Origin of the sequence: Halomonas almeriensis (assembly GCF_030409235.1) — a bacterium.
GTDB lineage: Bacteria > Pseudomonadota > Gammaproteobacteria > Pseudomonadales > Halomonadaceae > Halomonas > Halomonas almeriensis.
This window is the reverse complement of sequence record NZ_JAUFPO010000006.1, coordinates 219598-241902: the sequence shown is the minus strand read 5'-3', so window position 1 is coordinate 241902 and position 22305 is coordinate 219598. Positions and strand designations below refer to the sequence as shown.

At 65.2% G+C, this 22305-nt stretch carries 23 protein-coding genes; 4 read left to right on the top strand and 19 right to left on the bottom strand.

Annotated features, from left to right (window positions below; genetic code table 11):
- Positions 1 to 30 precede the first annotated feature (30 nt).
- Both QWY74_RS05050 and htpX read left to right on the top strand, forming a co-directional pair.
- Positions 31 to 1260: a pyridoxal phosphate-dependent aminotransferase gene (locus QWY74_RS05050; RefSeq protein WP_264825628.1), complete on the top strand. Its 1230-nt coding sequence runs from the start codon at positions 31 to 33 to the stop codon at positions 1258 to 1260.
- A gap of 159 nt (positions 1261 to 1419) precedes the next feature.
- Positions 1420 to 2319 carry a protease HtpX gene (gene htpX / locus QWY74_RS05045; RefSeq protein WP_264825627.1) on the top strand — a complete coding sequence of 300 codons (900 nt, stop codon included), beginning with the start codon at positions 1420 to 1422 and terminating at the stop codon, positions 2317 to 2319.
- Between the two features lie 121 nt (positions 2320 to 2440).
- Here htpX and pdxB read toward each other — a convergent pair whose 3' ends face one another.
- Positions 2441 to 3595, bottom strand: a complete 1155-nt coding sequence (pdxB, locus tag QWY74_RS05040; protein ID WP_290313920.1) for a 4-phosphoerythronate dehydrogenase PdxB — start codon at positions 3593 to 3595, stop codon at positions 2441 to 2443.
- 134 nt (positions 3596 to 3729) lie between these two features.
- On the opposite strand from pdxB, the gene QWY74_RS05035 reads away from it, so the two are divergent.
- Complete coding sequence (locus QWY74_RS05035; protein ID WP_141318785.1) at positions 3730 to 4011, top strand: hypothetical protein; 282 nt, start codon at positions 3730 to 3732, stop codon at positions 4009 to 4011.
- Here the strand turns inward: QWY74_RS05035 and QWY74_RS05030 are convergent.
- From QWY74_RS05030 to QWY74_RS04960, 15 genes are all read right to left on the bottom strand, one after another.
- Complete coding sequence (locus tag QWY74_RS05030; RefSeq protein WP_290313918.1) at positions 4008 to 4841, bottom strand: sulfurtransferase; 834 nt, start codon at positions 4839 to 4841, stop codon at positions 4008 to 4010. The genes QWY74_RS05035 and QWY74_RS05030 overlap by 4 nt on opposite strands.
- Entirely contained in the window at positions 4838 to 7033 is a 2196-nt protein-coding gene (locus tag QWY74_RS05025; RefSeq protein ID WP_290313917.1) for an ATP-dependent helicase, read from the bottom strand. The genes QWY74_RS05030 and QWY74_RS05025 overlap by 4 nt, the downstream gene beginning before the upstream one ends.
- On the bottom strand, positions 7024 to 7584 hold the full coding sequence (locus QWY74_RS05020) for a DUF1285 domain-containing protein (protein WP_264825621.1): 561 nt from the start codon (positions 7582 to 7584) through the stop codon (positions 7024 to 7026). The genes QWY74_RS05025 and QWY74_RS05020 overlap by 10 nt, the downstream gene beginning before the upstream one ends.
- Positions 7585 to 7606: 22 nt before the next feature.
- Positions 7607 to 8434: a TatD family hydrolase gene (locus QWY74_RS05015; RefSeq protein ID WP_290313916.1), complete on the bottom strand. Its 828-nt coding sequence runs from the start codon at positions 8432 to 8434 to the stop codon at positions 7607 to 7609.
- 73 nt (positions 8435 to 8507) lie between these two features.
- Entirely contained in the window at positions 8508 to 9497 is a 990-nt protein-coding gene (locus QWY74_RS05010) for a DNA polymerase III subunit delta' (RefSeq protein WP_264825619.1), read from the bottom strand.
- Entirely contained in the window at positions 9494 to 10147 is a 654-nt protein-coding gene (tmk, locus tag QWY74_RS05005; protein ID WP_264825617.1) for a dTMP kinase, read from the bottom strand. The genes QWY74_RS05010 and tmk overlap by 4 nt, the downstream gene beginning before the upstream one ends.
- Before the next feature lie 87 nt (positions 10148 to 10234).
- Positions 10235 to 11239: an endolytic transglycosylase MltG gene (gene mltG, locus QWY74_RS05000; protein ID WP_264825616.1), complete on the bottom strand. Its 1005-nt coding sequence runs from the start codon at positions 11237 to 11239 to the stop codon at positions 10235 to 10237.
- Complete coding sequence (pabC, locus tag QWY74_RS04995) at positions 11236 to 12108, bottom strand: aminodeoxychorismate lyase (RefSeq protein WP_290313915.1); 873 nt, start codon at positions 12106 to 12108, stop codon at positions 11236 to 11238. The genes mltG and pabC overlap by 4 nt, the downstream gene beginning before the upstream one ends.
- A 22-nt stretch (positions 12109 to 12130) precedes the next feature.
- On the bottom strand, positions 12131 to 13369 hold the full coding sequence (fabF, locus tag QWY74_RS04990) for a beta-ketoacyl-ACP synthase II (protein WP_290313913.1): 1239 nt from the start codon (positions 13367 to 13369) through the stop codon (positions 12131 to 12133).
- 330 nt (positions 13370 to 13699) lie between these two features.
- Positions 13700 to 13933, bottom strand: a complete 234-nt coding sequence (gene acpP, locus QWY74_RS04985) for an acyl carrier protein (protein ID WP_008956801.1) — start codon at positions 13931 to 13933, stop codon at positions 13700 to 13702.
- Positions 13934 to 14056: 123 nt separating this feature from the next.
- Positions 14057 to 14800: a 3-oxoacyl-ACP reductase FabG gene (fabG, locus tag QWY74_RS04980; RefSeq protein WP_264825612.1), complete on the bottom strand. Its 744-nt coding sequence runs from the start codon at positions 14798 to 14800 to the stop codon at positions 14057 to 14059.
- A gap of 30 nt (positions 14801 to 14830) precedes the next feature.
- Positions 14831 to 15802, bottom strand: a complete 972-nt coding sequence (gene fabD, locus QWY74_RS04975; protein WP_264825611.1) for an ACP S-malonyltransferase — start codon at positions 15800 to 15802, stop codon at positions 14831 to 14833.
- Positions 15803 to 16169: 367 nt separating this feature from the next.
- The gene (plsX, locus tag QWY74_RS04970; protein WP_264825610.1) at positions 16170 to 17207 is read right to left on the bottom strand and encodes a phosphate acyltransferase PlsX; all 1038 of its coding nucleotides are present in this window, start codon (positions 17205 to 17207) and stop codon (positions 16170 to 16172) included.
- A 35-nt stretch (positions 17208 to 17242) separates the two neighbouring features.
- Positions 17243 to 17413 (bottom strand): 50S ribosomal protein L32, encoded by a 171-nt coding sequence (gene rpmF, locus QWY74_RS04965; protein ID WP_264825609.1) that lies wholly within the window; start codon positions 17411 to 17413, stop codon positions 17243 to 17245.
- A gap of 32 nt (positions 17414 to 17445) precedes the next feature.
- Entirely contained in the window at positions 17446 to 17973 is a 528-nt protein-coding gene (locus QWY74_RS04960; protein WP_264825608.1) for a YceD family protein, read from the bottom strand.
- Between the two features lie 102 nt (positions 17974 to 18075).
- Between QWY74_RS04960 and QWY74_RS04955 the strand changes: the two genes are divergently transcribed.
- Positions 18076 to 18657: a Maf family protein gene (locus tag QWY74_RS04955; RefSeq protein ID WP_264825607.1), complete on the top strand. Its 582-nt coding sequence runs from the start codon at positions 18076 to 18078 to the stop codon at positions 18655 to 18657.
- Between the two features lie 133 nt (positions 18658 to 18790).
- Here QWY74_RS04955 and sppA read toward each other — a convergent pair whose 3' ends face one another.
- From sppA to QWY74_RS04940, 3 genes are read right to left on the bottom strand one after another with little or no spacing between them, the layout of a single operon-like run.
- Positions 18791 to 19891, bottom strand: a complete 1101-nt coding sequence (sppA, locus tag QWY74_RS04950; protein WP_264825606.1) for a signal peptide peptidase SppA — start codon at positions 19889 to 19891, stop codon at positions 18791 to 18793.
- 24 nt (positions 19892 to 19915) lie between these two features.
- Positions 19916 to 20566, bottom strand: a complete 651-nt coding sequence (locus tag QWY74_RS04945) for an HAD family hydrolase (RefSeq protein WP_264825605.1) — start codon at positions 20564 to 20566, stop codon at positions 19916 to 19918.
- Between the two features lie 37 nt (positions 20567 to 20603).
- Positions 20604 to 21551, bottom strand: a complete 948-nt coding sequence (locus QWY74_RS04940) for an RluA family pseudouridine synthase (protein ID WP_264825604.1) — start codon at positions 21549 to 21551, stop codon at positions 20604 to 20606.
- Positions 21552 to 22305 lie beyond the last annotated feature (754 nt).

Sequence of the window (22305 nt, the reverse complement as noted above, 5' to 3'; positions counted from 1 at the left end):
CACCGCCCTTGAGCAGCCCTGGAAGCGAAAATGGACACAGCCCCACTCGAAAAATCGCACAAGCTGGAAAGCGTCTGCTACGACATCCGCGGTCCGGTACTCGAACACGCCAAGCGCCTGGAGGAAGAGGGTCAGCGTATTCTCAAGCTGAACATCGGCAATCCGGCGCCGTTCGGCTTCGAGGCCCCGGAGGAAATCCTCCAGGATGTCATGCGCAACCTGTCCACGGCCCAGGGATACTGTGATTCCAAGGGGCTCTACTCGGCGCGCAAGGCCATCATGCAGGAGTGCCAGCGCAAGCGGATCCCTGGTGTCGGCATCGAAGACATCTACATCGGCAATGGCGTCTCCGAGCTGATTGTAATGGCTCTCCAGGCCCTGCTTAACGACGGAGATGAACTGCTCATCCCGGCACCGGATTACCCGCTGTGGACAGCGGCCGCCAACCTCTCCGGCGGCCGTGCGGTGCATTACATGTGCGATGAGCAGGCCGACTGGGCCCCGGACATGGCCGATCTGCGTGCCAAGATCACCAGCCACACCCGGGCCATGGTCATCATCAACCCCAACAATCCGACCGGCGCCGTCTACCCGCCGGAAGTGCTCCAGGAAATGTTGGCCATTGCCCGCGAGCACAACCTGGTGGTGTTCTCCGACGAGATCTACGACAAGATCCTCTATGACGGTACCGAACATGTCGCCACCGGGGCACTGGCCTCGGAAGAACAGCTGGTGGTGACGCTCAACGGCCTCTCCAAGAGCTACCGCTGCGCCGGCTTTCGCAGTGGCTGGATGACGCTCTCCGGCACCGTGGCCAAGAAGCGTGCCAGCGATTTCATCCAGGGCCTGACCATGCTCGCCTCGATGCGGCTGTGCGCCAATGTGCCGGCCCAGCATGCCATCCAGACCGCGCTGGGCGGTTATCAGTCGATCAATGATCTGGTCCTGCCCGGCGGCCGCCTGCTGGCCCAGCGCGACATCACTCACGAAAAGCTCAACGCCATTCCCGGCGTCAGTTGCACCCGGGCCAAGGGGGCGCTCTACGCCTTTCCGCGCCTGGATCCCAAGGTCTACAACATCCGCGACGACCAGCAACTGGTGCTCGACCTGCTGCTCGAGGAGAAAATCCTGCTGGTCCAGGGCACTGCCTTCAACTGGCCGGAGCCGGACCATGTGCGCATCGTCACCCTGCCCTGGGCCGACCAGCTGGATGACGCCCTGGATCGCTTCGCACGCTTCCTGTCACGTTATCGACAATAAGCCGACTCCGCCGCCGATTAGCTTGAAACTTGTCACCACAGGCCGTATCTAACAATTCAGCCTCTGAAGGGCGCCGAGCCCCGCCCAGCCGGTGCGGGCGCCCCAGCCTAACCGCACTCGACACCCTGCCGGGTGCGCACTTGATGGAGATATTCGGCAATGATGAGAGTCCTGCTCTTCCTGGGCACCAACCTGGCGGTCATCCTGGTGGCCAGTCTCACCCTGCGACTGCTGGGGGTGGAGTCCTACCTGTCGGCCAACGGCATGAACATGACCGGCCTGCTGATCTTCTGCTTCATCTTCGGCATGGCCGGTTCACTGGTCTCGCTGTTCATCTCCAAGTGGATGGCCAAGCGTTCCACCGGCACGGTGGTCATCGAGTCGCCCTCCAATGCCACCGAGCAGTGGCTGGTCGACACCGTGGACGAACTGGCCCGCGAGGCCGGCATCAAGACGCCGCAGGTGGGCATCTTCCCGGCCCAGCAGTCCAACGCCTTCGCCACCGGCTGGAAGAAGGACGATGCCCTGGTGGCGGTCTCGGCCGGCCTGCTCAACCGCATGAAGCCCGAGGAAATCCGCGCCGTCCTGGCCCACGAGATCGGCCACGTGGCCAACGGCGACATGGTCACCCTGGCGCTGATCCAGGGCGTGCTCAACACCTTCGTGATGTTCTTCGCCCGCGTCGTCGCCCAACTGGTCGACAGTTTCCTGCGCAAGGATGACGGCGACGGCCTGGGCTTCCTGGGCTACTTTGCGGTGGTGATCGTCGCCGAGATCGTCTTCGGCCTGATCGCCTCGGCCATCGTCGCCTGGTTCTCACGCTTCCGCGAATACCGCGCCGACACCGCAGGCGCCCGACTCGCCGGCAGCAGCGCCATGGTCAGCGCACTGGCACGGCTCAAGGCCGAGACCGAAATACCCGACCAGATGCCCGACACCATGACCGCCTTCGCCATCACCACCGGCCAGTCACGGCGCCTGATGGAAAAGCTCTTCGCCAGCCACCCCCCGCTGGACGAACGCATCCGCGCCCTCAAGGAAGCGGAGTATCGAAACTGAGCAGCGGCGGAGGCCGCTGCAGAATGAAGAAGGAAGTACGCGGCTAACGCCGCTCGAAGAGGGAAGCAACTTCTGACCCCAGGTCATCATGCTCCCCTCTTCCCTCTTCCCTCTTCCCTCTTCACTCTTCACACTCCCGGCTAACCCCAAACCCCGCTGCCGCGAGGGGTTCGGCGAGGTGTGCCGCTGCGTCGGCCAGTTCGACCGTCAGGCTCGCGAACTCGCGGCGCAGGGGGTAGTCGGCGCGGCAGGCGTCGAAGCCGGTGGCCATGCCCTGCTGGCGGGCACGCCGGTGCAGGGCGTCGTGGTCGCGTCGCGGGTCGTGCACCGCGCGCATGCACAGGCGCAGGGCTTCCTCGACCTCGAGTCCAACATCCAGCGCAAGCCGCGGGACGGGCGGTGGCGGCAGCAGATCGGCTTCGTCGAGGCGCGCCGGCAGGCCGACATGCTGCGCCAGGGCACGGTAGATGCGATGGGTGCCGCGCAGCTTGCCGTCCAGGCTGTAGCCTGCCACATGCGGGGTGGAAATAGCCGTGAGGTCTCTCAGGGCGGCATCGATTGCCGGCTCGTTCTCCCAGACATCCAGCACCGCACTGATATCCCCGCGCCCGGCCAGGCGCGAGCGCAGCGCCTTGCCATCGATACAGTCGCCGCGCCCGGCATTGAGCACCAGGGTGCCCGGCGCCAGTTCTGCGATGCGTTGCGCGTCGAGCAGATGCCGGGTGGCATGCGGACCCTGCGTGACCAGCGGGGTGTGCAGGCAGAGCACGTCGCACTGCGCGATCAGGGTGTCCAGCGACTCGAAGCCTGCGGCCCCCTCGGCCTCGGCACGCGGCGGATCACAAGCCAGGCAGGCAATGTTCAGGGCCTGTAGACGCCCCAGCAGACGGCGGCCGACATTCCCCACTCCGACAATACCCACCCGACGTTCGGTGAGGCGACTGCCCTCGCGTTCGGCCTGTGTCGCCAGGCTGGCCAGCACATGGTCGACCACCGCTTCGGCATTGCAGCCCGGCGCGCTGGCAAAGCCGATACCACGGGCCGCCAGGGCGCGGGTATCGACGTGGTCGGTGCCTATGGTGCAGGTACCCACGAAACGCAGCCGCGACCCGGCCACCAGGGCCTCGTCGACACGGGTGATGGAGCGCACCACCAGCGCGTCAGCGTCGCGGACCGACCGGGCATCGATCTCGCGGCCGGGCACGCGCGTGACCTCGCCCAGCTCACCGAAACAGCGCTGGGCCTCGGGCACATTGGCGTCGACAACAATCTTCATGTGGGGCTTCTCCTCTAGATCCGCGGCCCGGCAGCGAGCGCTTTGAGCAACGCGCACGAGGCCTTACAATATCAGGCTTGTGCGAGGCGTGGGACGATGCACGCCGACAGCCCCCTGCCAAAACCGGAGCCACCTTGATCGTTCGCTGGGAAACCGACCATGATTATGTGCTGATCCATGTCCATCAGGACATGTTCGGAGACTGGATATTCAGCCGTGCCTGGGGACAGATCGGTACCCAGTACGGGGGCCTCAAGCACCAGTTGGCGGATGACCACGCCCAGGCGATGATGTGGCTGGAAGATGAAGCCACCATTCAGCACTCGCGTGGCTTCGAGAAGATCCTGGAAGCCGACGACCACAGCCCCGAAGGCCAGGATGCCGTCAAGCAGCTGTCGCTGCTCGACTCCGCCTAGTCCCCGGTGGCGATGGGCCGCGCCGGATCGCGAATCCACTCGCTCCAGGAGCCGACATAGAGCCGCGGTACCGGCAGCCCCGCCACGGCGTGCGCCAGAATGTTGTGGCAGGCGGTAACGCCGGAGCCGCAGTAGCTGATAGCGTCCGTCGCCCCGGGCAGCAGCGACCGCAACTCGGCTGCCGGCTTGAAACGCCCCTGCGCATCCAGATTGCTGGCACTCGGGAGACAGCGTGCGCCGGGTATGTGCCCGGCCAGCGCGTCCACTGGTTCGGCTTCGCCGCGAAAGCGCTCGGCAGAGCGTGCATCCAGCTTCAGTGCCCGACTGGAAAACACCTCGTCGGCCTCGACCCGGGCGGCATCATCAAAGCGCGGCGACCAGTCGCTGGCGACAGGCTCACCACTGCCGTCGTCCGCCTCCAGGGCACCGCCCGCCGCTTGCCAGGCCGGCAGGCCGCCATCCAGCACTCTCACCGCGGGATGCCCCGCCCACTGGGCGAGCATCCACCAAGCCCGCGCCGCCGCGAGTTGGCCACCCATGTCATCGTAGACCACCACCGAGCGTTGCGGGCTAACCCCCAGGCGCCGCAGCGTGGCGGCAAAGGCGGACGGCTCCGGCAATGGATGCCGACCGCGCACCCCGGGCGGTGACGCCAGGTCGCGGTCCAGATCCAGGTGACGACTGGTGGGCAGATGCCCCTCACGCCAGAGCGCGAGCCCTTCATCCTGATTCGCCAGTCGTGCGCGACAGTCGAGCACGAGCGGCGGGGGCGTATCGGGACCGGCCAACCATTGGCGCAATTCAGCAGCGTTGATCAGGACATGGCTCATGCCTGTTCTCCTTCCAGCAGTTCGATGGGCGCTCGGCCGGCAATCAGGCGTCGCCGACCGGCCTGGTCGAAGCGGACCTCGATGACCGGGTTGTTGGGGTCTCCGCCCACCTCGCTGATTTCACCACGGCCGAATACCGCATGATGGAGTCTCTGTCCCACCTGATAGTCGAGTGGAGCCTCGGCCACCCCGGGCGCCTCGCCGGGCTCGATGGACAGGCTCGAGGCATGGGGAGCGACGGCGCCCAGATACCGGCGCACCAGATCCGGGCGCGTCACCGCCAGGGGGCTTTGCAGGTCCTCGGCCGCCAGGCGCTCGGCGACCCGCTGGCCGTCCTGCCAGGCGGTCTCGCCCAGAAACCGGCTGGGGCGGTGATCACCGCCGTCGTGCAACATCACCAGCCGCTCTCGCGCCCGCGTGATAGCCACATAGAAGAGGCGACGTTCTTCCTCGAGGCGCGACGGGCTCAGCGGGTTGTCGCGGGTGTAGTGCGGAAAATCTTCCTCGTTGGCCCCGGCCAGCACCACCAGCGACCACTCCAGCCCCTTGGCGCCATGCACGGTATTGATCAGCACGCCATCCTCGCGATTCTCCACCGGCCGACGCAGCAGCTCGGTGAAGGCGGCCAGGTCACGCACCTCGCTGGCCTGTTCGATCAACACATCCAGCAGGCGCACATCCTCCTCGCCCTTGTCGCGCCGAGCCGCGGCACGCTTGAGCACCTTTTCGGCCTCGACGGCCTCGACCACATGCTGCAAGAGCCGCGCCGGCGGCCACGCGGAGAGCCGCGGCAGTTCGCAGAGCAGTTCCCAGCGGCGCTTGAGCGTGCGCCGCTGATGGGGCTTGATGCTTTCGAGCAGCGGGTCCTGACGCGGCGGCCAGTGTTGCGTCTCGGCCAGCCGCGTGGCCAGGGCGGCCAGCCGTTCGCGGGGCACGAAGGGCGTGGGCTGGGAGAGCAGTGTCTGCAGATGGGCAGGGTCGCGCAGCAGGGTGGCATCCTGCGCCAGCATCAGGTAGCCCGCCAGCGCCTCGACCAGCGGTAAACGGAACACGAAGCGATCCTCGCGAGCCAGTCGAAACGGGATACCGGCCCGCAGCAGCGCCAGCTGCAGCGGCACCGACAACGCCCAGCTGCGCACCAGCAGGCAGGCATCGGCCAGCTCGCGGCCCTGACGGCGCCACTCGGCCAGCTCGTCCAGCAAGGCCTGGCTGCCCTGATTGACCGAGAGTCGCGTGTCGGGATTGGCCGGCGCCGCCAGGCAGAGCTGATCGGGCCGCCGCCGGTTGGCATCGATGGCGTGATTGGCGACCAGCGCCAGGGCGTGGCCATGCCGAAAGGTGGTCGACAGCGGGTAGTCGCGGGCCGTGCCGAAGGTCGCGGTAAAGTTCTCGAGCATGGTGTCCGGATGGGCCCCGCGCCACTCATAGATGCACTGATTGGCATCGCCCACGGCCATGACCTCCGCCTCGCTGCCCGCCAGCACCGCCAGCAGGCGTTGCTGAGCCACATTGATGTCCTGATACTCATCGATGATGACATGATCCAGAAAGCCCTGGACGCGCCGCCGGAGGTCGGCATCGGCTTCCAAGGCCTTGAGCGGACGATAGATCAGGTCGGCATAGGTCATGACGCCATGCTCGGCCAGCAGCGTCTCGGCCTGCTCGAAGGCTTCGACGAAGTGCTCGGTGTTCTCGCCGAAATCGAGACGCTGATAGAGCTCGGCGGGCGAACTCATCTCGGCCTTGACCAGGCCGCAGAAGTGCGCGAGCGCCTCGAGCTTGTCGGCTTCCAGAGCGGCCTCCCGGCTGACATGGGCGCTCTCCAGGGCGTTCAGCGAGGCCTGACGCAGCAGGCGCTCGACCTGCCAGTCGGCGGTCAGCAACTGACGCGAGGCCAGCACGCCCCAGCGGGTCAGGCTCTGGCTGAGGCGGTGTCCCAGGGAGTGAAAGGTCCGTACATCCGGCAGCCGCTGGCCCGGTACGGCCATCTCGCCGAGCCGGGCTTGAAAATCCTCGCGGGCCGAGCGGTTGAACATCAACACCAGCAGGCGCGCGGGGTCACAACCGCGATCCAGCAGCTCCAGTACCCGCGCCACCATGGTGGTGGTCTTGCCGGCCCCGGCTACCGCCGCCACCCGGGCATGGCCCCGGGCGTGCGTCACCACGGCGCGCTGCTCCGGCGTCAGCTGCATGGTGCTTCGCCATCCACGCGTCCCAGGGGCTGGGTCACGCCACCACTGGCCAGGGCGAGCCACTCCACGCCCTGCTCGTCGGTAAAGGGCTCGGCCTGCTCGACCAGGCGGTAGAAAAGGTTGCGCCCCAGACGCGCGGCCAGGCCGAAGCGAATCGGCACCTCGGGCACCCATTCGCCAAGCGGTGTTGGCGTCACGCTCAAGCGATGGGTGGCATCGAGCCGGACCCAATCACCGAGCTGAGTGACGAGATGCCAGTCGCCCTTGTCATCCCGCTCGGCATCCACGGCAATAAAGGCTTGGTCCTCGACGCGGATGCGCAGCTTCTCCACCGGGGTGACCAGGAAGTATTCGCCATCCGCCTCGCGGCGCAGAATCGTCGACAACAGGCGCACCAGCCGAGCGCGCTGAATGACCCCGCCTTCATGGATCCAGCGACCGTCGGCGGCGATCAGCAGATCCATTTCACCGGCATGCTCGGGGTGCCATTGATCCACCGGCGGGATACCGCGGGAGGTATCGATATCGGCCAGCAATGAATCCAGATGCATGATCGGGCTCCTTCAGGCGAGGCTAGATCAGGCCTGCCTGCGTCAAGGATTGCTTCATGTCACTCGAGACGTCGGCCTTGGCGGCCTTGAAGAGGCGATAGAAATTCGCCGTGGTCTGCATGGCGACTTCATCGACACTTATGCCGCGCTCGCCGGCAATGCACTCGGCGACCTCTACCACCCAGGCCGGCTCATTGGGCTTGCCACGATGCGGTACCGGGGCCAGATAGGGGCTGTCGGTCTCGATCAGCATGCGGTCCAGGGGCAGTTGACTGGCCAGCCCACGTACGGCAGTGGCGTTGCGGAAGGTCACGATGCCCGACAGCGAGATATGAAAGCCCAGTCCCACGGCCTCGCGTGCCATGTCCAGGTCCTCGGTGAAACAGTGCAGCACGCCACCGACCTCGGGATCGACATGCTCGCGGATCAGCGCCAGGGTATCCTCGCGCGCCTCACGGGTATGAATGATCACCGGCAGCCCGAGCTGGCGGGCAGCGATCAGGTGGCGGCGGAAGCGCTCATGCTGCACCTCCCGCGGCACTACCGTGTAATGATAGTCGAGGCCGGTCTCGCCGATGCCCACGGCGCCATGTTCATCGGCGCTTTGCATGATCGCCTCGACGCTTGGCTCCTCGGGGACCTCGTGCAGGGGGTGCACCCCGGCGGAAATCACCACGTCCTCATGCTCTCGGGCCATGGCCGCCAGACCGGGCACGCCCTCGAGCGTGGTGGCGATGGCCAGGAACTGACTGACATGGCGCTCGCGCGCCGCCGCCAGCGTGGCCCGGAGGTCACCCTCGTGGGTTCGGGGGTCGAGACGGTCGAGATGACAGTGGGAATCGACAAACATGCGCAATCATCACCGGTTGAATTCTGAATGAAGGAAGGCTGGGCTCAGCCAGGAACGCTTGGATCGATCCCGGTCAGGATCGCAGCAGTGCCGCCCAGCGCACCAGCCAGGCCTCCAGCACGAGCTGCGGATTGGGGTTGTTGCCCTCCGTGAGCAGCCGACGCTGCTCACGCGCATAGTCCAGCAGCCGGAACCAGTCGCGTACCCGGCCGTTCTTGACCGCCTGGCGGTAAAGCGGCAGCAGGTCGGGGTTGCGCAGCTCGTCGGAGGCGCCGGACAGGCCCAGACGAATCAGATCCTCGAGCCAGTTGATACCGTACCACAGGATGGTGTCGATGGACTGACGGTCGAGGCGGGCCGCCTCGGCCACCGGCTCGGCGCCGCGCACCAGCGCATCGAAGGTTTCGTGGAGTTGCTGCCGCAGGGCCCGCGCGTCAGGGTCCGCCAGCGCCAGGGCGCGCAACGGCAACCCCCCGGAGGCCCGCCACCAGAAGCGGGCGTCGTCCTCGCCGCCCAGCTGTTCGCTGAGCCAGCCGAGACTCAGGGCCTCGTCGGCCCGGGAAAGGCTCCATTGCTGACAGCGGGAGCGGATGGTCGGCAGCAGGTGCGAAGGAATATCGGAAAGCAGCACGAACAGGGTCCGGCCACCGGGTTCCTCCAGGCTCTTGAGCAGGGCATTGGAGGCCGCCACGTTCATGGCCTCGGCCGGCGCGATGACGATTACCCGATAGCCGCCCTGCTGGGCGGTCTGCGACACGAAGGTATTGATATCGCGGATCGGCCCGATGCGGATCTGACGCTTGCCCTCTTCCGGCGCGACCCGCATGAGATCCGGATGATAACCTGCCGACAGCATCCGGCAGCTGTGGCACTCGCCACAGGCGAACTCGCCCGGCGCTGCACACAGGGTGCGCGCGATCAGGGCCTCGGCCAGTGACTGCTTGCCGAGGCCGGCGGGCCCGGCGAACAAGAGGGCATGCGGCAGGCGACCGGCATCGGCCAGGCGCGTGAGGTCCTGCCAGCGAGATGCCAGCCAGGGATAAGGCCGCACCAGTTCGCTCATGCCCATTCCTCCAGGCGACGCTCGAGCACCGCGCGCAGGTCGTTCTGAACGGCCTCCAGCGGCTGGTCCGCGTTGATGATATGCAGACGATGTGGGGCCGCCTCGGCGCGCTCCAGGTAGGCGTCGCGGACCGCCTCGAAAAAGTCGCCGCGTTCCTGCTCGAATCGATCGCGCTGGCTCTGGTCGCGGTCCAGCCGCCCTTCCAGCCGCTGCTGGGAGGCCGCCATGGGCATGTCGAGCAGCAGCGTCAGATCCGGTGACAGCCCCCGCTGCACGAAGGCCTCCAGCTCGCTGATGCGTGTCTTGTCGAGACCACGCCCCCCGCCCTGATAGGCAAAGGTGGCATCAGTGAAGCGATCACAGACCACCCAGGCGCCACGCTCGAGAGCCGGTCGCACCACGCGGGCCAGGTGCTGGGCGCGAGCGGCAAAGACCAGCAACAGCTCGGCGTCATCATCCAGTGGTTCCTCGCTCGCCGGATCGAGCAGCAGGCCGCGAATGGCCTCGGCGCGCGGGGTGCCACCGGGTTCGCGGGTGCGTACCACCTCAAGGCCACGGGCCTCCAGGTAATCGGCCACCATGACGAGATTGGTCGACTTGCCTACCCCTTCGCCACCTTCCAGGGTGATGAAGCGTCCTCGGTGTTGCATGGTAGCGCCTCCTGGCACTCGGTGGATGTTGACCAATGTCAGGGCTCGCCTTGCTGGCGGTCCGTGATGACGCGGCCCGACACCCGCTCAGCGATTGCGGATATAACGATTGACGGCATTATTGTGCTCGCGCAGCGTGCGCGAGAAGTGATGCGTGCCATCCCCCCGGGCGACGAAGTAAAGGGCGTCGCCCTCGGCGGGATCAACCGCCGCCTCCAGCGAGGCCCTGCCGGGCAGAGCGATCGGCGTGGGCGGCATGCCGTCGATCACATAGGTGTTGTACGGCGTGGGCTCACGCAGGTCGGAACGGGTGATGTTGCCCTCGTACTTGTCGCCCATGCCATAGATCACAGTCGGGTCGGTCTGCAGGCGCATGCCCTGCTCCAAGCGACGCACGAAGACACCAGCAATGCGCTCGCGTTCCTCGGGCGCCCCGGTCTCGCGCTCGATCATCGAGGCCATGATCAGTGCCTCGTAGGGCGTCGCATAGGGCAGATTATCCACGCGCTCGGCCCAGACCTCATTGAGCACTTCATCCATGCGGTTCATCGCCTGACGAAGAATCTCGAGATCGCTGACGCCCTTGCGATAACGATAGGTATCCGGAAAGAAGCGACCCTCGGGATGCTCGCCGGCCCGCCCCAGCCGCTCCATGACCTCGGCATCGCTGAGGCCCTGAGTGACAGGCTCGAGTTTTTCAGCATCCGACAGTGCCGCGCGCATCTGGGCGAAGGTCCAGCCCTCGGGGACGGTGACAGAGTAGGACACCATCTCGTGGCGACGCAGCCGCTCGAGCATGTCCTCGCCCGTCATATCGGGCGTCAGACGATACTCCCCGGGTCTCAGCGATGGCACGGCGTCGGGGTCGAGCCGGGTCAGCAGGCGAAAGGCCCAGGCATCGGCGATGATGCCACGTTCCCCCAGCTCGGCGACCACCCGATGAAAGCCGGCACCTTCCGGCACCTCGTAGATAACCCCTTCATCGATGGCAAGCGGCGCCTCGAGTCGGGTTTCCCAATAGCGAAAGCCGCCGCCGGCCACCAGCGCCACCACGATGACCAGCAGCGGCAAGGCCTTCATCAGGCGTTTCATGTCGGGGAGTCTCCATGCGGCGGGTGGTCAGACGCGGCTGAATCGCCGGGCACTGGATAGCCCAGCAAGGCATGCCCTTCGGCCTGCAGGGCGCGATGTCGGCCATCCAGTCGCCAGTGCATCAGGGCCCTGCCCTGAGTGTCGTCGAGCTGACAAACCGGCCAGATGCCCTGAACGCTGTTGCCGATCCAGACCGCTTCGGCCTGTTCGAGCACCTCAGGGCAGGCATCCACTTCACGAATCCCGAGGCGTTGGCACAAGGCATCGCGCAGGGTTCCTGCCACCCCGCAACGCGATAGTTCCGGCGTTTCAAGGCAGCCGTCGCGCTGCCAGACGAGGTTCATGCAGGTGGCCTCGACGAGACGGCCCTGGCTGTCGCACAGCAGGCCTTCCGCGACCTCCGGGTTCTGCCACTCGGCCCGGGCCATGACGTTCTCGAGGCGATTGAGGTGCTTGAGGCCGGCCAACCGGGGCTGAATGCCCAGTGCCAGCTCACAGTGGCGCACCCGCACACCCTCGGCCCAGCGTGTCCGGGCGGGCGCGAAGGGGCTGGCATGCCAGCGCAATCGGGGTTTGGGGCTCTCCGGCAGTTGATAACCACGCCCGCCGCTGCCCCGGGTCAGCATCAGCTTGAGGACCCGCAACCCCTCCCCCGCCTGGCGAGGCAGGGCATCCAGCATCGAGCGCGGCGGCACGGCAATGCCCAGGCGCTCGGCGCCACGGCTCAGCCGCGCCAGATGCGCGTCCCAGAGCACGGGGCGTGCGTCGCGCACCAGAATGGTCTCGAACAGACCATCCCCGTAGGACAAGCCTCGGTCATCGAAGGGCACGCCTTCATCGGCAACGATATGCTCGGCCTGCCAGCTCACCCGGTGACACTCACTCTACTGATCACACCTTCGAGAACAGCAGCGTACCGTTGGTACCGCCAAACCCGAAGGAATTCGACAGACTGACGTCGATCTTCATGTGACGTGCCTTGAGGGGCACATAGTCCAGCTCGCAGCCTTCCTGGAGGTCCTCCAGGTTGATAGTGGGTGGCGCGACCTGGTCACGAATCGACAGCACACTGAAGACGGCTTCGACGGCACCGGCGGCACCCAGCAGGTGGCCGATCATCGACTTGGTGGAGCTGACCGCGACATCCCGGGAGGCCGTGCCAAGCACCTTCTCGACGGCACGACTCTCGGCCAGATCGCCGGCCTGGGTCGAGGTGCCATGCGCATTGATGTAGTCCACCTCCGAGGGCGCGATACCGGCGTCCTTGATGGCATTGCTCATGGACAGGGCCGCTCCGCTTCCGTCCTCGGGTGGTGCCGTCATGTGGTGAGCATCGTCGCTCATGCCGAAGCCGCTGAGCTCGGCATAGATGGTCGCCCCCCGGGCAACGGCATGCTCGTACTCCTCCAGGACCATGACGCCGGCACCATCGGAAAGGACGAAACCATCACGTTCGCGATCCCAGGGACGGCTGGCGCCTTCGGGATCCTCGTTGCGGGTCGACAGTGCCCGGGCCGCCGAAAAGCCGCCGAGCCCTAGTGGCGTGGTGGCCATTTCTGCACCGCCACAGACCATGACATCGGCATCGCCATAGGCAATGGTGCGGGCGCTGTAGCCGATGTTGTGGGTGCCCGTGGTGCAAGCCGTGGTGATGGCAATGTTGGGACCACGGAAGCCATGCTGAATGGCCAGATTGCCGGAGATCATATTGATGATCGAGCCGGGCACAAAGAAGGGGGAAATGCGGCGCGCACCGCCCTTCTGCAGGGCATTGTGGTTGTGCTCGATCATCGGCAGACCGCCGATCCCCGAGCCGATGGCCACACCAATGCGATGCGCATTGTCGTCATTGCACTCGATTCCCGCATCGCTGATGGCCTGGCCGCCCGCGGCCACGCCATACTGGATGAACAGGTCCATTTTTCTGGCTTCCTTGGGGTTAAGGTACGGGCTGATATCAAAGTTCTTGACCGCCCCCCCGAAGCGCGTATTGAAACTGCTGGCATCGAAGTGCTCGATCGGGGCAATGCCGCTCTTGCCGGCCACAATGTTCTGCCAGCTCTCATCGACGCTGTTCCCCACCGGCGTGACCAGACCAAGGCCGGTCACCACAACCCTTCTGCGAGCCATCAGCTTTCCTCCAGACATCTCAAGACAGTGCTGCCCATCCAGGGGCATACGATGAAGCCATTATACCCGAGTCTTCCGCCGCTGTGCGCCCTCCAGAATCCCGGAACAGGCCAGGCGCTTCATCACGGGCATTGGAACAGGCCAGGCGCTTCATCACGGGCATTCAAGAACGGCCCGCGCGGGGCCGACGCCCGGCTCAGGGGCCGGCATTATCAGGCCCGACAGGCAATGTTTGACAGGATTTCATAACACAAGAGCCGCCCTGCATAGCAGGACGGCTCTTTCCGGGCCAGTGCCCGGACCTTTCAGCAAGCGGAATCGACCGCGCCCTTACTGGTGGGCGTTGACGTAGTCGATGGCTTCCTGAACGGTGGTGATCTTCTCGGCTTCCTCGTCGGGAATCTCGGTATCGAATTCCTCTTCGAGCGCCATCACCAGCTCGACGGTATCCAGGGAGTCAGCGCCAAGGTCTTCGGTGAAAGAAGAAGAGTTCTGGATGTCTTCTTCCTTGACGTTCAGGCGCTCGGCCACAACCTTCTTCACGCGCTCTTCGATGGTGCTCATTATGACGTACTCCAGTCGTTCACATTAGGCGTTTTGATGACCAGCAGGTTCAAAACCGCAACCATAAGCTGCGGTTAGTTTATAGACCGCTCCGGGTCGACGCAACCGCCGCATGCCGCGGTATTACCGCATGTTCATGCCGCCGTTGACATGCAGGGTTTCCCCTGTAATGTAGCTTGCCGTCTCGCCGGTCAGAAAGCCCACGGCCGCCGCGATTTCCTCGGGACGTCCCAGGCGAGCCAGGGGAATCTGACCCAGCAGCGCCTCTTGTTGCGCTTCCGGAAGCGACTCGGTCATGTCGGTGGCGATGAAACCCGGCGCCACGGCATTGACGGTAATGTTGCGCGATGCTGCCTCGCGGGCCATGGCACGGGTAAAGCCCTCCATGCCGGCCTTAGCGGCCGCATAGTTGGCCTGGCCAGCATTGCCCATGGTGGCCACCACCGAGCTGATCGACACGACACGTCCGAAGCGTGCCCGGCTCATGCCGCGCAGGCAAGCCTTGCTGACACGATAGACTGACTTGAGATTGGCATCCATGACCGCGTCCCAGTCATCTTCCTTCATGCGCATCAGCAGGTTGTCCCGGGTAATCCCGGCATTGTTGACCAGGATGGTCGGGGTGTCGAACTCCTCGGCGATGGCCTTGATCAGGCCATCGATACTCTGCTGGTCGGTGACGTCAAGACGCCGCCCCGCGCCCTCGATGCCGTGCTCCCTGAGGTCCGCATCGATACGCTCGGCACCAGCGTCACTGGTAGCGGTACCGATGACGATACGACCCTGACGCCCCAGCTCGTGGGCGATGGCGCGGCCGATGCCGCGGCTGGCCCCGGTGATCAGGGCCACTCTACGATCGGTTGTCATGCGCTCTTCCATTCTCTAGCGGCAAAGAAGTCAGCCGTTGGCCGACGTTGACTGGTCCACCGCTTCGCGGGCCAGATCCAGAGCGGCAGCAAGGCTGTCAGGGTCGTTGACCGCCAGTCCCTTGCTGCCTCGTGCAATGCGTTTGTTCAAGCCGGTGAGGACCTTGCCGGGCCCGCACTCGATGAAGACATTGGCTCCCATCCCGGACAGGGTCTCGATGCAGGAGGTCCAGCGCACCGGCTGATAGAGCTGCTCGATCAGGCGCGTGCGCAGCGTTTCCACATCGGCGTGCGCTTTGGCGTCGACATTCTGGACGACGGTATAGCGCGGTGAACGCAGCTCGATATCATTCATGGCCGCGGACAGACGCTCGGCTGCCGGACGCATCAGTTCACAATGCGATGGCACGGACACCGGCAACGGCATGGCCCGCTTGGCACCCGCCTCCTGGCAGGCGGTCACGGCGCGGTCGACGGCGGCCTGGCTGCCGGCGATGACCACCTGACCCGGCGCATTATAGTTGACCGCCGACACCACGTCGCCTTCGGCCGCCCTGGCGCAAGCGGCTTCGACCGCCTCATCATCCAGCCCGAGCACCGCGGCCATGGCCCCCTGACCCACCGGCACAGCTGCCTGCATGGCCTCACCACGCAGCTTCACCAGACGCACGCCCTCGGCAAACGGCAGAGCACCGGCGCAGACCATGGCACTGTATTCCCCCAGGCTGTGACCGGCCATGGCGGCAGGACGAGGGCCTTCGAGCTCCTGCCAGACCCGCCAGATCGATACGCTCGCCGTCAGCAGCGCCGGTTGCGTGCAGGCCGTTGCGTTCAGATCCTCGGCTGGGCCTTCCTGAACCACCTGCCAGAGGTCATAGCCCAGTGCATCGGACGCCTCCTCGAAGGTCGTTCCGACGACACTGTAGCGCTCGGCCAGCTCTCGAAGCATACCTATCTGCTGGGAGCCCTGCCCGGGGAAGATGAGGGCAAGGGGTTGAGTCATGTCGATCACCTTTGCTCTTGTTGACTGGCTTCGCCGCACCTTGGTGCTGTGACGCGACGGATATCCTGCGCCCCTCGACGCCTGCCTGATGACGCAGGACAAGAGACGCCGACCCGGGTTCAAAATTGAAGGAAAATGCCTTCGGCCGACGATGCCTAAACGCCTCCGACGGCCGACTGACCCAATACCGGCTCTTGCATTTCCTAGGAGCCTGTCGGACTTAACGCTGATTTGCTACGGAACCCGGGCTTTCGGCCAATTTCATTCGATCTGATTCGTTAAATAGCGGGCTATTCGCCTCATCAGATCGATAAACTTGTCTCGAAATCCGTGATTCTCGCGACGATCGGTCAAATCCGACAGGCTCCTAGCGCCTCGGTGTCTCGCCGATCGGCCTGCGCCTGCCAAGCTCCTCGGCCAGGCAGCCCGGCAGATCGTGCGCAACCTCACGCGCCGCCCGCGCCACGGCAAAATCAAAGCCTGCCGCATCGGCACTGCCGTGGCTCTTGACGACGATACCATTCAGACCCATAAGGCTGGCCCCATTGTAGCGTACCGGGTCCAGCTCACCACGCAGCCTGGCCAGCGCCGGACGGGCCAGCCAACCCACCAGCCGACTCGACCAATGAGCCTCGAACGTGGCCTGAACACGCCTGACCAACATCCGGGCGAGCCCCTCGCTGGCCTTCAACACGGCATTGCCGACGAAGCCGTCACAGACCACCACATCGACGTCGCCGGAGAAGATCGCATCTCCCTCGACGAATCCCAGATAGTTCAGTGAGGTCTCCTGCTCGAGCAGCTCATGGGCAAGCTGTACGCTGGCGGTGCCCTTGGTGCCCTCGACGCCCAAATTGAGCAGCCCGACACGAGGGCGGTCCAGCGCATCAATGCGCCGAGCCATCACCTCGCCCATCAGGGCAAAGTCTCTCAAACGCGGGGCATCGACATCCACGTTCGCCCCCAGGTCGAGAAGGTAACAGCGCCCTTCACGACGCGTGGGGATGGCAGTACTGATGGCCGGGCGTGACATACCTGCCACCATGCCCAGAGCGCGGCGCGCCAGCGCCATGAGCGCGCCGGTATTGCCGGCACTGACCCCCGCCTGGGCTTCGCCGTTTGCCAGACACGCCAGCATGCCAGCCATGCTGGTGTCCTGGGCATCGCGCAGGACCTGGGCCGGGGGCTGATCCTGGGTGACGACGCGTGGCGTATCCATGAGGCGTAAAGACGACGATGCCGCGGCTAGAGGCCGCGGCAGCCGCGAGATCTCATCTTTAAGCTGAGCGGCGGGGCCATACAGCAGAATGGTGAGATCGGAGTCGGCCGTGACGGCACTTGCGGCGCCGGCTACCGCGGCACGCGGACCGAGGTCCCCGCCCATGGCATCAACGGCAATGCGCATCTCAGTGCGCCACCATCACGACCGGGCCGGCGTGGTTACGCGTCCACGACCTTGCGACCACGGTAGTAGCCGTCCGGCGCCACATGGTGACGCAGGTGGGTCGCGCCGGTTTCTTTGTCCTGGGACAGCGCCTTGCCTTCCAGGGCGTCGTGGCTACGACGCATGCCGCGCTTGGAACGGGTCTTGCGGTTCTGTTGAACTGCCATGAGATATCACTCCAGAGTGAATCAGTGAATAATCAGTGTTTGCCCTTGAGGTGCTTGAGCACGTCGAAGGGGCTCTCGGCGGGAGTCGCTGCCTCGACATCTCCTGCCCCGCTGCTCAGCTGGTCGCGCGAGACCTGGCAATCGGCCTCGTCGTGGTAAACCACCTGGGGCAGACTGAGGATCAGCTCATCCTCGACAACACCCAGCAGGTTCAGCTGTTCGTTTTCCACCAGCACCGGCTCGTGGGTGCTCGGCAGGTTGGCCGCCAGCGCATCACTGGTGACCAGCCCCAGCAGAAAGTCACTCTCGACCACGCTTGCCATGGGCGACAGGCAGCGTCGACACGGCAACTGCAGCTCGGCCTCGAGATGTCCCTCGATACCCCGTCGCCCCTGGGCATCAATGGTGAAATCCAGCCACACCTGCGCATCGCCGCTCTGCTGGCCGACGGCTTCGGTCAGCCTGGGCATGTCCGCGAGCGATACCAGGCCTGCGAGGCGTTCGCCGTGGGCCGCAAGCTTGTAGGGCTCGACCCGTATAGGTAGTGGTGAGATCAACATAGGCGCGCAATGATAGGCACTCCCCCTCCCCCTGTCAAAGCCACCGTGCTCTCGGGTTAGAATGCCATGCCCGCCCTGCCCTCTGAATCGACTGGAGTCTGCATGTCACGATTGGTACTCGCCTCCGGATCCCGCTTTCGCCGCCAGTTGCTCGACCGCCTGGACCTGCCCTATGCCTGGGCCAGCCCGGATATCGACGAGACCCCGCGCCCGGGCGAGTCACCGCAGAGTCTGGTGCACCGCCTGGCCCTGGCCAAGGCACAGCGCCTGGCCGATGACTGGCCGCAACACCTGATTATCGGCTCCGACCAGGTCGCGGTGTTCGATGGCCAGACACTCGGCAAGCCCGCCGATGAAAACGCCGCCTGTGCTCAACTCGCCGCCTTTTCCGGGCAGCGTGTGGCCTTCCTGACCGGACTGGCGATGATCGATACACGCCAAGGCAGCCACCGGGTATGCCATGAACGCTATGACGTACACTTTCGCCGGCTCGAAACACGCGAAGTCGCGCGCTATGTCGAACGCGAACGCCCGCTGGACAGCGCCGGCAGCTTCCGCATGGAAGGCCTCGGCATCACCCTGTTCGAACGCCTGGAAGGCGACGACCCCAACACCCTGATCGGCCTGCCGCTGATCCGCCTGTGTCAATGGCTCAGAGACGCCGGGGAGGATCCGCTGGGCTAACCCAAAGAAGGAAGAACGCGGCTACGCCGCTGAAAGAATGAAGAGCGGCGCTCCGCGCCTGGAAGTGGGAAAAACCTGTCTTGCCACGGGCTTAACCTGGCTTCTTCCCTCTTCCTTCTTACCTCTTACTACTTCAGCGCAGTTGATACCTCACCGGCGCTTCAGTGCCCGAGAGGCCGAGCACCGAGGCCATGACATTGCCGAAGCGGCGCGAGAGGCGCTCGAAGGGGTCGAGGCGCGGGGTATAGTTCCTCAGGCGCGTCTCGTCCAGCAGGCGCCGGGCTTCTCCATCCAGGCTGCCGAGCCGGTCCACCAGACCCAGTTCGACGCCTTGCTCTCCGGTCCAGATCAGACCGCTGAACAGGCGTTCATCATCGCTGAGGCGGTCACCGCGACCGGCCTTGACGTCCTCGATGAACTGCTGGTGAGTGGTGGTCAGCACGTCCTGCCAGAACGCCCTTTGATCCGGTTCGACGGCCGAGAAGGGATCCAGAAAGGCCTTGTTCTCGCCCGCCGCGAAGACGCGCCGCTCGACGCCCAGCCGTTCGATGGCCTGTTCGAAGCCGAAGCCGGCATGAATCACCCCGATGGAACCGACCAGACTGGCGGGTGCGGCGACGATGTCATCTGCCGCGGCGGCAATATAGTAGGCACCGCTGGCGCCGATATCCCCGACCACGGCGATGATCGGCTTGTCACCGCTGTCACGCAGACGCATCAACTCATCGAAGATACGCTGGGACTGGACCGGGCTGCCTCCCGGGCTGTCGATATGCAGTGCCACGGCCCTGGCCCAGGGGGCTTCCCAGGCGCGTCGAACGCCCTCGATCACTCGGGCGGCACTGGCCGGCGATTCACGGTCGATGACGCCCTCGACAGAGACCACCCCGAGGTGCGGCCCCTTGGCCTGCCCCATGTCCTGCGCCATGAACAGGCCAAGCGAGGTAATTGTCAGGGAAGCCACGATCAAGGCCACGAAGACAAAACGAAAGAACAGCTTCCAGCGCCGGCTGCGGCGCTGTTCGGCGAGCACCTCGGCGATCCAGCGGTCCAGCATGGCCTGTTCGCCCAGCCGGCGGCGTTCGGCCAGGACCTCGTGGCTTCCGTCGGCAGGCGCCGCGGCACTGCCCGCCGGCGGCTCCTCGGCACCTCGGGCACGCGCCTCGCGGCGGCGACGCGCCTCCTCTGCCGACAGTTCCGGCCCGTCAGTCCAGTCGTCGTCTCGCTCACTCATCGGAATCGGGTCTCCAGGACAGGTTCAGGCTCTCAGCCAATGCAGGAGCTCGGGAAAGCTATCCGCCGTCATCACCGGCCGACTGGCGGCCAGACGATCGGCGTCATGCACGCCATAGGACACGGCCAAACGGTCCATGCCCAGGGCACGGGCCATTTCCATGTCGTAGACACTGTCACCGATCATCACGGCTTCGTCGATCGGCACATCGAGGGTTTCGAGCAACTCCTCGAGCATCTGTGGATGCGGCTTGGAGCGCGTTTCATCGGCGGTTCGACTGGCATGAAACCAGTCACCGCAGCCGCTCTGGCGGAACACCCGGTCCAGGCCTCGACGGCTCTTGCCGGTGGCCACGGCCAGACGCAGCTCTTGCGTCGACTGCAACTGCTGCAAGCCTTGCGTGACGCCGGGATAGAACGCCATCGGCGACGGGTCGCCGGCGACGAAGTAGTGAGCATATCGCTGCTTGAGTGCCTCGGCCTGGTCATCGCCGATGCCGGGACACATCTGGGCAATGGCCTCGGGCAACCCCAGACCGATGATGTCGCGGACCTGGTCGGCGGTCAGCTCTCCCCAGCCCACATCGCGGCTCGCCGCCTGCATGCAGGCGACGATGTGCCCCAGCGAATCCATCAGGGTGCCATCCCAGTCAAAGATGATCAGTCGGTAACGCATCGTGTCTCTCTGCTTGTTGACGACTCGTGAGTCGGCTTCACTTCGTCCGGCGAGCCTGGTGGAGCACCGCTTCCAGGGTGTCGTCGAGGGGCGCGCGAATTTTCACCGGCTTGCCGCTGGTGGGCTCCGCGAAGGTCAGCGACGAGGCATGCAGAAACAGGCGCGAAAGCCCCCACTGACGCGCCAGGTGCTGCCCCTGGCGGGAGCCGTATTTATCATCCCCGAGCAGGGGGTGGGCGGCATGGGCGGCGTGCACACGAATCTGGTGGGTGCGCCCGGTGACCGGCTCGGCCTCCATCAGGGTCGCGCCGGCAAAGGCCTCACGCACCGCGAAGCGCGTACGGGCCACCTTGCCGTTGGCATCGACGCGCACACGCCGCTCGCCATTGCCGGCATCGAAACGATCCAGCCGGGCACTCACAAAGTCGCGACGCACCGGCCAGCGACCGGCCACCAGCGCCAGATACTGCTTGCTCATCTGATGCTGCTTGAGCGAGGTATTGAGGGTGAGCAAGGCCTCGCGTGACTTGGCGAGCAGCAGACAGCCGGAGGTATCACGATCCAGGCGGTGCACCAGCTCGAGGAAGTCCAGATCTTCACGCACCTGGCGCAGGGCCTCGATCAGACCGATCTTGACGCCACTCCCCCCATGCACGGCGAGCCCTGACGGCTTGTTGATCACCATCCAGTCGCGCCCTTCCAGCAGCACACTGCCGGCCAGCAGATTGCGCAGATTGTCGCTGACCTCGCGCACCGCTTCCCGGGGTGCCAGCTTGAGAGGTGGGATGCGCACCACATCGCCTACGCATAGTCGCGAGTCGGCCTTGACACGTTTCTTGTTGACCCGCACCTCCCCCTTGCGAACGATGCGATAGACAAGGGAACGTGGCGCCCCCTTGAGACGCGTCATCAGGAAATTGTCGACGCGCTGACCGGCCTGGCCCTCGGTCACTTCCACCCACTGTACTTCGCGGCCTTCGGCCATCCCGGCTCACTCCACTGGAAACTGCAATGCGGAGGATTCTACCGCAGTCAGGCCCTTCCTGCGTCAATTGCCGGACACTTCCATTGCTGTTATATTGCCAATGCACTCTAGTGGGTTGACTGACTGAGGTTAAATTCAACCCGGCAAAGCGCCTGCACGACTCACACGCCGGCCGGAGTGAAAAGATCGGGCCGCGACGACTCTCGACAATCCGGGGTCCCGCCGCCGCAGTAAGTGATACGCAACCAAGCGATACAACGCCACGCCCGCCCTGTCGCGACCCACCTCGAGATACGCTCGACATGACGCGACAGATCAGCACGGGATACGTACAACATCGTGCCGGAGGCCGGCGTTGGCGAATCGATGAATGCCAGGTGTTGGCGGTGACCGCAAGGACCGGATGGGCGACGACCCGCCGAGACACGTCCTGCCTCCGCCGAGTACTCAACATGATCATGTCGTGGCAACAAGCCCTAAACGCCAGGGCCACGACCGGGCGCAGTACCGCATCCGCGACATGCGCTGAGCACAAGCACGCAGCACCCAGCGGTTCGCCTTCGTCGATGCATGGAAGTCCGAAGGCTTGATGGTCGTCACGAGGGAGCAGGGTTTCGATACGGGGAAGCCGGCACAAGCACGGTCTGCATGACGGCACCGTGGCCTCTGCCCGCCCGCCATGTCGCAACGCCTGACTCGATGCCTCAGGCCATCAGGTTGACGGGGCTGTCCGGGCGCCCACCGGCGCGTCCAT

Bases quoted from the DNA above. Each gene is read 5' to 3' on its own strand.
- pdxB (WP_290313920.1), bottom strand. From the start codon at position 3,595: ATGAAGATTGTTGTCGACGCCAATGTGCCCGAGGCCCAGCGCTGTTTC.
- fabD (WP_264825611.1), bottom strand. From the start codon at position 15,802: ATGACTCAACCCCTTGCCCTCATCTTCCCCGGGCAGGGCTCCCAGCAG.
- htpX (WP_264825627.1), top strand. From the start codon at position 1,420: ATGATGAGAGTCCTGCTCTTCCTGGGCACCAACCTGGCGGTCATCCTG.
- QWY74_RS04945 (WP_264825605.1), bottom strand. From the start codon at position 20,566: ATGCGTTACCGACTGATCATCTTTGACTGGGATGGCACCCTGATGGAT.
- QWY74_RS05020 (WP_264825621.1), bottom strand. From the start codon at position 7,584: ATGCATCTGGATTCATTGCTGGCCGATATCGATACCTCCCGCGGTATC.
- QWY74_RS04960 (WP_264825608.1), bottom strand. From the start codon at position 17,973: ATGTTGATCTCACCACTACCTATACGGGTCGAGCCCTACAAGCTTGCG.
- QWY74_RS05030 (WP_290313918.1), bottom strand. From the start codon at position 4,841: ATGAGCCATGTCCTGATCAACGCTGCTGAATTGCGCCAATGGTTGGCC.
- QWY74_RS05050 (WP_264825628.1), top strand. From the start codon at position 31: ATGGACACAGCCCCACTCGAAAAATCGCACAAGCTGGAAAGCGTCTGC.
- fabG (WP_264825612.1), bottom strand. From the start codon at position 14,800: ATGACAACCGATCGTAGAGTGGCCCTGATCACCGGGGCCAGCCGCGGC.
- fabF (WP_290313913.1), bottom strand. From the start codon at position 13,369: ATGGCTCGCAGAAGGGTTGTGGTGACCGGCCTTGGTCTGGTCACGCCG.
- QWY74_RS04940 (WP_264825604.1), bottom strand. From the start codon at position 21,551: ATGGCCGAAGGCCGCGAAGTACAGTGGGTGGAAGTGACCGAGGGCCAG.
- plsX (WP_264825610.1), bottom strand. From the start codon at position 17,207: ATGCGCATTGCCGTTGATGCCATGGGCGGGGACCTCGGTCCGCGTGCC.
- tmk (WP_264825617.1), bottom strand. From the start codon at position 10,147: ATGCAACACCGAGGACGCTTCATCACCCTGGAAGGTGGCGAAGGGGTA.
- QWY74_RS04955 (WP_264825607.1), top strand. From the start codon at position 18,076: ATGTCACGATTGGTACTCGCCTCCGGATCCCGCTTTCGCCGCCAGTTG.
- QWY74_RS05015 (WP_290313916.1), bottom strand. From the start codon at position 8,434: ATGTTTGTCGATTCCCACTGTCATCTCGACCGTCTCGACCCCCGAACC.
- QWY74_RS05025 (WP_290313917.1), bottom strand. From the start codon at position 7,033: ATGCAGCTGACGCCGGAGCAGCGCGCCGTGGTGACGCACGCCCGGGGC.
- mltG (WP_264825616.1), bottom strand. From the start codon at position 11,239: ATGAAACGCCTGATGAAGGCCTTGCCGCTGCTGGTCATCGTGGTGGCG.
- QWY74_RS05010 (WP_264825619.1), bottom strand. From the start codon at position 9,497: ATGAGCGAACTGGTGCGGCCTTATCCCTGGCTGGCATCTCGCTGGCAG.
- acpP (WP_008956801.1), bottom strand. From the start codon at position 13,933: ATGAGCACCATCGAAGAGCGCGTGAAGAAGGTTGTGGCCGAGCGCCTG.
- sppA (WP_264825606.1), bottom strand. From the start codon at position 19,891: ATGAGTGAGCGAGACGACGACTGGACTGACGGGCCGGAACTGTCGGCA.
- rpmF (WP_264825609.1), bottom strand. From the start codon at position 17,413: ATGGCAGTTCAACAGAACCGCAAGACCCGTTCCAAGCGCGGCATGCGT.